This window comes from Amycolatopsis sp. NPDC039088 (assembly GCF_055598845.1).
This window is the reverse complement of sequence record NZ_JBVKAE010000032.1, coordinates 90,383-101,017: the sequence shown is the minus strand read 5'-3', so window position 1 is coordinate 101,017 and position 10,635 is coordinate 90,383. Positions and strand designations below refer to the sequence as shown.

Here is a 10,635-nt window from a genome sequence, read left to right as displayed (position 1 = left end):
ACCAACCCGACCACGTGAAAGCCTTCTTCGGCAAGGAAGAAGTCCGCTACGCCGCAGACTGACCACGCCACATTTGCCTTACGGATCAATAGAACCCGAATCGCCACTCACGACCACCCGCCGGCCAAAGATGGTTGGATGAGCCGGTGAACTTCGCGATCGGCGTCTTCGATCTCTTCGCCTACACCATCCCCGGCGCGCTGTACGTCGCGTTCTTCGGTTACCTCGGGACAAAGCTCCACCTCCTCACCGCGGCGAGTATCGGCGGGGTGCCCACCGTGGTGCTGGTCGTGGTGATCGTGGTGCTGAGCTTCCTGTTGGGCTATCTGGCCTATCCGCTCGGTGACGCCATGGAACGGATCGTGCCGCGCAGGCGGCAGCGAATCCCCGCCGAGGAGTTCCTCCGCCGGATGCCGTCGGCCAAGGACCGCCCGTATCTGAACGAGAGCCCGCATCTCCTGCTGTGCGCGCTGCAACTGCACGACAAGGACGTCGCGGTCGATGTCACCCGGTTGCGCGCGTCCGGACTCATGGTGCGCAACTGTGCGCCGCCGCTGCTGTTCGGGGCGGTCGCGGCGATCGTCGAGATCTTCACCGGCAAGCACCCGTTCATCGCCGCCGGAATGGCGGTGCTGCTCATGCTCGCGGCGCTCACGCTGGTTTCGCAGGGCCGCAAACTCGGGCTCTGGGCTGGGATGAAGACCCTCGAACTGTGCTTCTGGCTTCCGGAAATCGACGAAAAGCTGGCGATGGACGACGTCAGTCGCAAATCCGCTTGAACGCGTTCGCGCCCGGACGAGCGTGAAAGGTGACCTCATGGCCGAGGTGGTCCCGGAACACCGCGCGGCCCGTGCTCGGCAAGTTGATCGTGCCGCGTTGGTACGGATTGTCCCAGCCGGGCGGGGCACTGAACGCCTCGCCGATCAGCGGCCGGTCGGCCTCGAAGTAGACGCCGTCGACGAGCGCTTCGTCGATGCCGCAATGGGTGTACAGCGCGAACGGGAGCGACTTCGTCGGCGGGAAGACCGCGACCGGGGGAGCCGACGGGACGCCCTCGGAGCGTGGGGAACCGGTCAGGGCGGCCACCACCGCCAGCGCGGCGAGCGCGGCCGAAACAAGCCAGACAGTGCGCATCGGACCTCCCGTTCACCGCGTCCACGCGCGAACGGCCCGGAAAGTTGCCTCCGTCAGAACGACGAAGCCAGCAAGACCCCCGCGACGGCGACCTCGACACAGCCCCCGAGCACGTCTCCGGTGACTCCGCCCAGCCGCTGAACGCACCGCGCCAGCAACGCCGACGCGGCCAGATAGCCGACCACCACCGCGACCAAGCCTTGCCACCAAGGAAGCACCAGCGCCGCCGAACCCGCGAGCACGACGAACACCGCCGCGGCCGCCCACACCGGCACCGAACCGGCGACGGTCGCGCCCAAACCCTCAGGCCGCGCGGAGGGGACACCCCGCGCGCAGCACAGGGAAAGCACGCCGCGTCCGGCGACGACCGCGATCGCGGCCGCCGCTATCCCGTGCCCGGCCGTGATCGCCCCGGACAGCGCGCCGACCTGCACGAGCAGGACCAGCACGAGCGTCGCGATCCCGGTCGGCCCGGAGTCCCCGCGGCGCATGACCTCCAGCGCCCGCGCGCGGTCGTAGGAGGCGCCGAGCCCGTCAGCCGTGTCGGCGAGGCCGTCCAGATGAAGCCCGCGACTGCCCAGCGCCACCGCACCCAACGCGAGTGCCGCCGACGCGAAGGCGGGCAGGCCGACGAGTTCACCCAAGTAGACGAGCACGGCGGCGACGGCCGCGAGCGGCAGGGCGGCCAGTGGGCCGAGGAGCATCGCGCCCCCGGCCACCCGCCGGTCGATCACCCCCGGCGCGGGCACCCGGACCGTGGTCAGGGTGCCGACAGCCATCTTCAGCGCGTCGCCGATCAAGCGAGATCCGCCAGCAGGCCCATCTCCGCGAGGATCGCCCGCGCCGCCCTCAGCGTCGGCACCGCCTGCACCGCGCCGCTGCCCTCACCGAGCCGCAGCCCGAGGTCGAGGATCGGTTCCAGGCCGAGCGCCTTCAACGCAAACGCTTGCGAGGGCTCGGTGGAACGATGTCCCGCCAGCCACCACTGCTCCGCACCCGGCGCCATCTCCCTGGCCACGAGCGCGGCCGCGCCGGAGAAGACACCGTCGAGCAGCACCGGGACGCCGCGGACCGCGGCCTGTACGAGGAAGCCCGCCGTCGCGGCGAGACAGGCGCTGCCGAGCGCGGTCAACACCGCGAAGGGGTCCTTCATCGCCCCGGCCCGCGCCAACGCGGCTTCGACGACCGCGACCTTCCGCGCCCGCCCGTCCTCGTCGATGCCCGTCCCCGTGCCGACGACTTCTTCCGCGGCCAGGCCGAGTACCGAAGCGACCACGGCCGCGCAGACCGTCGTGTTGCCGATCCCCATGTCGCCGGGGATGAGCAGATCCGCGCCGCCGTCGATCTCCTCGTCCGCGATCGCGAGGCCGTGTTCGAACGCCGTGCGCGCCTCACCTTCGGAAAGGGCGTCCTCGACGTCGATCGAGCCGGAACCCCGCCGCACCTTGTGCGCGGTGACCTCGGCGGGCACGTCCCCGCCGTCCCAGTCCACCGCGATGTCCAGCGCCCGCACCTTCGCCCCGGCCAGTTCGGCCAGCACGCCGACGCCGCTCTTCCCGGCGAGGAACACCCGGACCATCGCCGCGGTGACCTCGCGCGGATACGCCGACATACCGGAAACCCCGTGGTCCCCGGCGAACACGACCACCCGGACGTCGTCCAGCGGCCGCGGCGGGACGACGCCGTGCGCGGCGCTGAGCCACGCGGCGAGGTCTTCGAGCCGTCCCAGCGAACCCAGCGGCTTGACCAGGCCGTCCAGTCTGGTGCGCGCGGCGGCTTCGGCGGCGGCGTCGGGGGTGGCGATGGCGAAACGCATAGCGGCTCCCTAAGGCAGGTCGAGCGTCCGCCCGGCGACGACCAGCACGGTCCGATCGGAAAGGGCGGACACCCGGTTGTTCAGCGCGCCAAGCACATCACGGAACACACGTCCCGACACCGTCGCGGGCACCACACCGCTGCCGACCTCGTTGCTGACCGCGATCACCGGCACGCCGGCCTGCGCCCACGCCGCCAGGAAGTCCTCGAGCCGCTCGTCGAGCCGCCGTTCCCAGCCCGCGCGCTGCTCCCAGGCGCCGACCTCATCGAGAACACGGCTGATCCAGGTGCCGAGGCAGTCGATGAGCAGCGGATGCGTCGCCGTGCGCAGCACCGTGGCCAGATCGGTGGTCTCGACCGTCTTCCAGGTGCTCGGCCGCCGCGCGCGATGCGCGGCCACGCGAGCGGCCCATTCGGGATCCTCGGCGCTCGGCGGCAGTCCGGGCGCGAGGTAGGTCAGGTGCGGGTGGCGGGACGCGAGCCGCTCGGCGTGATGCGACTTCCCGGAGCGGACGCCGCCCAGTATCAGCACCTTGCCGTCGTCGCGCGAATAGCGGCGAAGTGCCCGCGCGAGAGTCTCCAGAACCCCCGCGAGGCGATGCGTCAGCTTGGTCATACCCCGCATTCTCGTGCACGCGCTACGGTTCGCCACGTGCCACTCCGACAAGCCGCCACCGCAGCCGGACTCGTTACCGGTTACGTCGCCGACGCCGTCTTCGGAGATCCACGACGATGGCATCCGGTCGCCGGCTTCGGCCGCGCCGCGCAAGCCCTTGAACAGCGGGTTTGGGCGGATTCGAAGGTTCGGGGTGCCGCGTACACCGCCGCCTGCGCGGGGACCGTCACCGGATTGGGGGTCGCCGCGCAGTTGCTGACCAAGAAGCGGCCGTTCGCGCGGTTCGCGCTCACCGCGGCGTCCACCTGGGTGGTTCTGGGCGGACGCGGGCTCGCGGCGGAGGGCACGCGGATGGCCCGGCTGCTCGACGACGGCGATCTGCCCGGCGCGAGGCAGCGGCTGTCGCACCTGTGCGCCCGCGACGCCACCGGGCTCGACACCGAGCAGCTCGCGCGCGCGACCACCGAGTCCATCGCCGAGAACACCTCGGACGCCGTCGTCGCGCCACTGCTGTGGGGAGCGGTCGCCGGAATCCCCGGGCTGGTGGGGTACCGCGCGCTCAACACCCTGGACGCGATGGTCGGCTACCGCTCGCCGAAGTACGCGAACTTCGGCTGGGCCTCGGCGCGCGCGGACGATCTGGCCAACCTGGTCCCGTCCCGCGTCGGCGCGGTGCTGACCGTGGGGTCGGCGCCACTGGCCGGTGGCTTCGCCAAACCCGCGTTCCGGACCTGGCGCCGCGACGGGAAGCACCACCCGAGTCCCAACGCAGGCCAGGTCGAGGCCGCTTTCGCCGGCGCGCTCGGGGTCCGGCTCGGCGGGACGAACAGCTACGGCGGCCGCAGCGAGCGGCGCGGCCTCCTCGGTGACGGCCGCGAGCCGGAACCGGTGGACGTGCGCCGCGCGGTCCGGCTGTCGAGAGCGGTCGGTCTCGCCGCGCTGGCCGTCGCGGTGGCGGTCACGCGGTGAGCGGCCTGCTCGTCGCGGGTACGACGTCGGACGCGGGCAAGAGCCTGGTCACCGCCGCGCTCTGCCGCTGGCTCGCCCGACGCGGGGTGCGGGTCGCGCCGTTCAAGTCGCAGAACATGTCGAACAACTCGATGGTGTGCGCGGACGGCGCCGAGATCGGCCGCGCGCAATGGCTCCAGGCGCGGGCGGCCCGCGTCGAACCCGAGGCCGCGATGAACCCGGTCCTGCTGAAACCCGGCAGCGACCGCCGCAGCCATGTCGTCGCGCTCGGGAAACCGTTCGGCACGCTGGAAGCGGGGGAGTACGCGACCGGCCGGGCGGGGCTCGCCGAGATCGCCTTCGACACCTTCGCCTCCCTGAGGCGGCGCTTCGACGTCGTGCTGTGCGAAGGCGCGGGCAGCCCGGCCGAGATCAACCTGCGCGAGGGCGACTACGTCAACATGGGGCTGGCGCGGCGGTTCGGCCTGCCGGTGGTGGTCGTCGGCGACATCGACCGCGGCGGCGTCATGGCCGCGATGTTCGGAACCCTCGCGCTCCTCTCCGCCGAAGACCAGGCGCTGGTCTCGGGCTGGCTGGTCAACAAGTTCCGCGGTGACGTCGGCCTGCTCCGGCCGGGGCTGGAGACGCTGGAGAAACTCACCGGCCGCGAGGTCTTCGGTGTGCTGCCATGGCTCGACCAGGTGTGGATCGACTCCGAGGACGCCTTGGCCGCGGCGGGCTGGGGCGCCACCGGTGGCGCCCTGCGGGTCGCGGTCGTACGGTTCCCGCGCGCCTCCAACGCGACCGATGTAGACGCTTTGGCCGCGGAGCCGGGGGTCTCGGTCGCGCTGACCGCGGATCCGGACACGGTCCTGTCCGCCGATGTGGTGATCCTGCCGGGTTCCCGTGCCACCGTGGACGATCTGGCGTGGCTGCGGGCCCGCGGGCTCGCCGCCGCGGTCGAAAAACGTGCCGGTGCGGGCCGTCCGGTACTCGGGATCTGCGGTGGCTACCAGATGCTGGCCGCCGAGATCGAGGACGACGTCGAGTCCGGCGCGGGCACGGTTCCCGGCCTCGGGCTGCTGCCGACCAGGGTCTCGTTCAGTGCCGACAAGGTGCTGGCCCGTCCCGCCGGTGAATGGCGCGGCCAGCCGGTGGAGGCGTACGAAATCCACCACGGCGTGATCTCGGCGACCGGGCCCGCCGAGTCCTTTTTGGACGGATACCGGAGCGGGCCGGTCTGGGGCACGATGTGGCACGGTGCCTTCGAGAACGACGGTTTCCGTCGCGCCTGGCTGGGCGAAGTGGCGGACTGGTCACCCGCCCCCGGAGCGCTGGGGTTCGGCTCGCTGCGGGAGAGCATGCTGGACCGGCTCGCCGACGCCGTCGAGGAACACGTCGGCACCGCGCGGCTCCTGCGTCTGATCGAAACGGGCGTCGACGTCGACCTGCCCTTCGTCCCGCCCGGCGCCTGAGCGGAACCGCAGCGCGCGCAGCACCAGCCGGACCACCGACTCGACGAACCCCTCGGTGAGCGGTCCGGTCCGCAGCAGCCACCGGTAGTAGACAGCTCCGTAGTACAGGTCCACCGCGTCGTCGATGTCGGCGCCGTCGATCTGCCCCGCCTCGGCTCCCGCCCGGAATCGTGCCTTGGTCGCCTCCAGCCAGGGCCTCATCAGCCGCTCGTCGAGTTCCGCCGACAGTTTCGCGTCGCCCTGGATCGCGGTCATCAACGCGCGGTAGAACGCCTCGAAGCCGCTCTCCGCCAAGGGGTCCACAGTGGACCGGAGTGCTGTGCGCAGATCCGCCTCCAGATCGCCGGTGTCCGGGAAGCCCAGCTCGCCCGTCCCTTGGACCAGCGTCAAGTACGCGTCCAGCACCAGTGCGCCCTTGTCCGGCCACCACCGGTAGATCGTCTGTTTCCCGACCCCCGCCCGGGCCGCGATCGCCTCGACCGCCAGTTTCGGATAGCCGACCTCGCCGAGCAGTTCGGTCGTCGCGGTCAGGATCGCCTGCCGGGAGCGTTCGCTGCGCCGGGTCGGATCCGGGGCCTTGACGTTTTCAGCCATGGCGGTATCGTAGCACCACGAGACGAGACGGACCGTCTCGCCGAGTCAAGGAGACGAAATGCGCACCTGGTTCATCACTGGAGTAAGCCGTGGGTTCGGTCGCCTCATCACCGAGCACGCGCTCAAGGCGGGGGACAACGTCGTCGGCACCGCCCGCCGCCCGGAGGACTTGGCCGACTTGGTGGCCGCGAGCGAAGGCGGATTGGTCGTCCTGCCGCTGGACGTCACGGACAGAGCCGCCGTCTTCGTGACCGTCGAGAAGGCGGCCGAGGCGTTCGGCCGGCTCGACGTCGTCGTCAACAACGCCGGTCACGGCCTCATGGGCGCGGTCGAAGAGGTCGGGGAGGACGACGCGCGCGCCATCATGGAGACGAACTTCTTCGGCACGCTGTGGGTCACCCAGGCCGTGCTCCCGGTGCTGCGGAAGCAGGGCGCGGGCCGCATCCTGCAGATGTCGAGCGTCAGCGGCCTGATGGCGGTGCCGACCATGGGGCTCTACAACGCGAGCAAGTTCGCCCTCGAAGGCCTCAGTGACGCGCTCGCGCAGGAGGTCGAAGGATTCGGCATCCACGTGACGCTGGTCGAGCCGCGGATCTACGCGACCGACTTCATGGGCGCCAGCCTCAGGATGTCACCGATGAACGCCGCCTACGACCCGGTGCGCGCGGCGCTGATGGCGAAGTACGCCGACGGTGTCCCCGGCGACCCGGTGAGGGTCGCCGAGGCCGTCCTCGATCTGGTGGCCGACGACGCGCCACCCCGCCGCCTTCTGCTCGGCGACGGGGACTTCGACGTCATCGTGGCCCTGCACCACGAACGTGTCGCGGAGTGGCGGTCCCGGGAATCGGTCAGCCGGGCTGCGGGCTAGTGACTTCCTTACGCGCCAGGGCCTTCTCGACCAGCGCGCCGAAGACCAGGCCGAGCGCGGTCCACAGCACCACCTGCGTGCCGACCGAGGCCAGCCGGAAGGTCCACAGCGTGGACCCGGGGACCTCGGCGGGGACCTCGTCGATCGACGGCAACAACGCCGCCGCCACCGCGATCAGCACGATGTACCCGCCCGAGGCGATCAGACCGCCACGCCAGGCGCCGATCTTGTCGGCCAGCTTTCGGCCGAACGCCGCGGCGAGGATGCCGATGAGCAGTGAAAGCGCCACGAAGCCGAAATACAGCGAGGTCCGGCTCCCGATGGTGCCCGCCTGCCCGACGGCCGGTGGATTCGCCGGGTACTTCAGGAACGGCACCAGGAACACGACCACGAAGGCGCCGCCGGTGAGCAGGGCGGCGGTCACCCGGGGCCGCAGTGTGCCGAGCCGTCCGTAGACGAAGGCGAACGCCAGCGAGAACAGCCCGCCGACGGCGACGCCGTAGAGCCCGACACCGGTCAGCAGGCCCACCGTGCTCTGCACACCACGGGTCACGAGTTCTTCCTCCGCCGCCTCCGGCGCGGCGTGCTCGTGGGCGCCGGGGGCACTGTGCGAGTGCGCGGAGGTGCCTTCGAGACCGATGGCGGTATCGACCGAAGGCTCACCGAAGAAATAGGCGAAAAGGGTCGCCAAGACACCAGCGACCAGGCCCGCGAGCATGCCGCGGACCAGCAAGGTCCTCATCATGGGGCGCGTGCCGCCTAGTGGCAGGGGAAGGCCAGCAGGTGCCGGCCGTCGTGGACGAACTCGTGGACGTACGAGTTCGCGAACACCGACACCGCACCCTGCTCGGCGCTGACGAAGTACAGCGTGATCAGCGAAAGGAGGATGACGAGCACCGCCCAGGGCAGGATCTCGCGGACGGGGATCCGGATCGGGACGGGAATTGCGGTTACCGCGGGGGACGACATGGCGGTGGGACCTCCTCGGGCTAGCGCGGCCTCTTCAGGGGTGACACGACGGCGCCGGGTCTGGCTTCCCCGAACCTGCCGGTCCGAGGTCACAGTGGCGCGACCGCGCGGAATCTCACCGCGTTCCGGATACCGTCGTCTGGCCGGTCGAGCGTAGGTCTCCGCAAAGCGTCCGGTCAATGTGACAATCGCGGGTATGACACCTGCGGTGGCGGCACTCGATGTCGGCGGCACATCCATCAAGGCGGCCTTGTACGACGCGGACCTGAAGGATCTGGCCAGTTTGCGCGAGCCGACGGCGCGCGGAGCGGACGGCGAGGCGCTCGCGGACCAGGTCGCGCGGATCGTGGAAACACTGGGCAAGCAGGCGGGCACCGGCACCCCGGACGCGGTCGGCGTGGTCATCCCCGGCATCGTCGACGAGGTCGAGCGGGTGGCGCGGTTCTCGGCCAACCTCGACTTCCGGAACGTGCCGTTCGGCGAAATGCTCGACAGCAGGCTGGGGCTGCCGTTCGCGTTCGGGCACGACGTCCGCGCGGGCGGGCTCGCGGAGTTCCGCGTCGGCGCGGGCAAAGGCTGTGCCGACGCCGCCTTCATCCCGGTCGGCACAGGGATCGCGGCCGCGCTCCAGCTCGACGGGAGGCTGTACGCTGCGGGCGGGCTCGGCGGCGAGGTCGGGCACATCGACGTCGGCCACCGGTTGTCGTGCGGCTGCGGCGCGACGGGCTGCCTCGAGGCGATCTCCTCGGCGTCGGCCATCGCCCGCCGCTACAGCGAGCACACCGGACGCCCCGCCGAAGGCGCCGAGCAGGTCGTCGACGCCGCCCGGCACGGCGACGAGGCCGCGATCTCGGTCGTCAACGACGCGCTCGATGGACTCGGTCACGGCATCAAGACCCTGGTCACGCTGCTCGCCCCCGAGGTCGTCGTGCTCGGCGGCGGCCTGTTCACCGCGGGCGACTACGTACTCGAACCGGTCCGTGCCTGGCTCACCGCGAACCTGCAGTTCCAGCGGATGCCGGAACTGCGGATCGCGCAACTCGGCGACGAGGCGGGCAGGCTCGGCGCGGCCCTTCTGGCGTTGGACCGGCTCAGTGCCTGATGGTGAACCCGCGTCCGCGATCGACGTCGGCAGGACGCTGCCTGGTCAGCCATCTCACGATGGCGGGCAAAGCGTCCTGCCACCGCGATAGCGGGGCCTTCGGCCGAGGCGGGTTCACGCGTTTGGTCCTGTTCGCAGGTCTTTCTCAGCTTCGCCAATCGGTCAAGCCTTGACGACTCGCACGCCTTTCTCCTCGAAGGCGTGCACCCGCTCGGGATCCGCGCGGCCGTCGGTGACGAGGACGTCGACGTCGGCGGCCGCGCAGATCTTCGCGAAGGCGTGACCGCCGAGTTTCCCGGCGTCGGCGAGTACGACGACCTGCCGCGCACGGGCCGCCATCAGCCGGTTCGTGCTCGCGTCGCCCTCGTGATGCGCCTGCGCGCCGTGCACCGGGTCGAACGCGTCCACCCCGAGGAACACCAGATCCAGCGAGATCTGGTCGAGGAACAGGTGCGACAGCGGGCCGGACAGATCGAACGACTGCTGCCGCGCGACCCCGCCGGTCACCACGATCTTGATATTCGGCCGCACGGCGAGTTCGTGGGCGATGTTGAGCGCGTTCGTCACCACGGTGAGCGACGGGCCGCCGCCACTCGGCTCACCCATGTCCGGCCGGGTGGCGAGCGCGCGGCCCACCTCGGTGCTCGTGGTGCCGCCGTTGAGGCCGACCACCATGCCGGGATCGACCATTCTCGCCGCGGCCGCCGAGATCCGTTGCTGCTCCGGCGCGTTGCGCGCGGCCTTGTGCCGCAACGGAAGGTCGTAGGCGACGTTGCTCGCGACGGCGCCGCCGCGGGTGCGGACCACGAGATTGCGGCCCGCCAGGTGATCGAGGTCCCGCCGGATCGTCGCGGGGGAGACACCGAGTTCGTCCGCCGAGACTTCGACGTCGACTTTTTCCCGCTCTCCCACCATGTCCAATAAGGCCGTCAGCCGTTCATGCCGATTCATCCCCAGCTCCCTCCCCGAAGCGCGATGTCGCTTACCGCACCGGACAAAGTACTACGCGTCGCGGTGCGGGCGGGGAGAAGCGGCAGGTTCGGGAAAAGGAGGAGAACGGGGAAAGCGGGCGCCGGCCACCCCCAGTGTGACCGGCGCCCGCCCCGTGGCCGGT

General features: G+C 70.9%; 12 protein-coding genes and 1 pseudogene. 5 read left to right on the top strand and 8 right to left on the bottom strand.

From position 1 onward, the window contains the following. The first annotated feature begins 146 nt into the window (after nucleotides 1–146). Nucleotides 147–779 (top strand): hypothetical protein, encoded by a 633-nt coding sequence (locus ACZ7KI_RS32965; protein WP_470276941.1) that lies wholly within the window; start codon nucleotides 147–149, stop codon nucleotides 777–779. Here the strand turns inward: ACZ7KI_RS32965 and ACZ7KI_RS32960 are convergent. Genes ACZ7KI_RS32960 through ACZ7KI_RS32945 form a run of 4 tightly spaced genes read right to left on the bottom strand, consistent with a single transcriptional unit; the run spans nucleotide 760 to nucleotide 3,565 of the window. Further along, complete coding sequence (locus ACZ7KI_RS32960; protein ID WP_470276940.1) at nucleotides 760–1,134, bottom strand: hypothetical protein; 375 nt, start codon at nucleotides 1,132–1,134, stop codon at nucleotides 760–762. The two genes, ACZ7KI_RS32965 and ACZ7KI_RS32960, sit on opposite strands and share 20 nt — an antisense overlap. Nucleotides 1,135–1,187: 53 nt before the next feature. Continuing rightward, nucleotides 1,188–1,934, bottom strand: coding sequence for an adenosylcobinamide-GDP ribazoletransferase (locus ACZ7KI_RS32955; protein ID WP_470276939.1), 747 nt, complete (start codon nucleotides 1,932–1,934; stop codon nucleotides 1,188–1,190). Beyond that, nucleotides 1,931–2,950: a nicotinate-nucleotide--dimethylbenzimidazole phosphoribosyltransferase gene (cobT, locus tag ACZ7KI_RS32950; protein WP_470276938.1), complete on the bottom strand. Its 1,020-nt coding sequence runs from the start codon at nucleotides 2,948–2,950 to the stop codon at nucleotides 1,931–1,933. Before cobT ends, ACZ7KI_RS32955 begins: the two co-directional genes overlap by 4 nt. A gap of 9 nt (nucleotides 2,951–2,959) precedes the next feature. Continuing rightward, nucleotides 2,960–3,565, bottom strand: a complete 606-nt coding sequence (locus ACZ7KI_RS32945) for a bifunctional adenosylcobinamide kinase/adenosylcobinamide-phosphate guanylyltransferase (protein ID WP_470276937.1) — start codon at nucleotides 3,563–3,565, stop codon at nucleotides 2,960–2,962. A gap of 36 nt (nucleotides 3,566–3,601) precedes the next feature. On the opposite strand from ACZ7KI_RS32945, the gene ACZ7KI_RS32940 reads away from it, so the two are divergent. Further along, nucleotides 3,602–4,534, top strand: coding sequence for a cobalamin biosynthesis protein (locus ACZ7KI_RS32940; RefSeq protein WP_470276936.1), 933 nt, complete (start codon nucleotides 3,602–3,604; stop codon nucleotides 4,532–4,534). Then, nucleotides 4,531–5,988: a cobyric acid synthase gene (locus ACZ7KI_RS32935; RefSeq protein WP_470276935.1), complete on the top strand. Its 1,458-nt coding sequence runs from the start codon at nucleotides 4,531–4,533 to the stop codon at nucleotides 5,986–5,988. The genes ACZ7KI_RS32940 and ACZ7KI_RS32935 overlap by 4 nt, the downstream gene beginning before the upstream one ends. Before the next feature lie 33 nt (nucleotides 5,989–6,021). Here ACZ7KI_RS32935 and ACZ7KI_RS32930 read toward each other — a convergent pair. Beyond that, a pseudogene (locus ACZ7KI_RS32930) lies at nucleotides 6,022–6,582 on the bottom strand (TetR/AcrR family transcriptional regulator); the annotation flags it as partial. Between the two features lie 58 nt (nucleotides 6,583–6,640). Between ACZ7KI_RS32930 and ACZ7KI_RS32925 the strand changes: the two are divergent. Continuing rightward, on the top strand, nucleotides 6,641–7,450 hold the full coding sequence (locus ACZ7KI_RS32925) for an SDR family NAD(P)-dependent oxidoreductase (protein ID WP_470276934.1): 810 nt from the start codon (nucleotides 6,641–6,643) through the stop codon (nucleotides 7,448–7,450). Here the strand turns inward: ACZ7KI_RS32925 and ACZ7KI_RS32920 are convergent. Continuing rightward, on the bottom strand, nucleotides 7,431–8,195 hold the full coding sequence (locus ACZ7KI_RS32920; protein WP_470276933.1) for a CbtA family protein: 765 nt from the start codon (nucleotides 8,193–8,195) through the stop codon (nucleotides 7,431–7,433). The genes ACZ7KI_RS32925 and ACZ7KI_RS32920 overlap by 20 nt on opposite strands. Nucleotides 8,196–8,209: 14 nt before the next feature. Then, nucleotides 8,210–8,419: a CbtB domain-containing protein gene (locus ACZ7KI_RS32915; protein ID WP_465501614.1), complete on the bottom strand. Its 210-nt coding sequence runs from the start codon at nucleotides 8,417–8,419 to the stop codon at nucleotides 8,210–8,212. 208 nt (nucleotides 8,420–8,627) lie between these two features. Here ACZ7KI_RS32915 and ACZ7KI_RS32910 point away from each other — a divergent pair, with 208 nt between their 5' ends. Further along, nucleotides 8,628–9,521: an ROK family protein gene (locus tag ACZ7KI_RS32910; protein WP_470276943.1), complete on the top strand. Its 894-nt coding sequence runs from the start codon at nucleotides 8,628–8,630 to the stop codon at nucleotides 9,519–9,521. A gap of 162 nt (nucleotides 9,522–9,683) precedes the next feature. Here the strand turns inward: ACZ7KI_RS32910 and ACZ7KI_RS32905 are convergent, their stop codons facing one another. Then, nucleotides 9,684–10,472, bottom strand: a complete 789-nt coding sequence (locus ACZ7KI_RS32905; RefSeq protein ID WP_470276932.1) for a DeoR/GlpR family DNA-binding transcription regulator — start codon at nucleotides 10,470–10,472, stop codon at nucleotides 9,684–9,686. Nucleotides 10,473–10,635 lie beyond the last annotated feature (163 nt).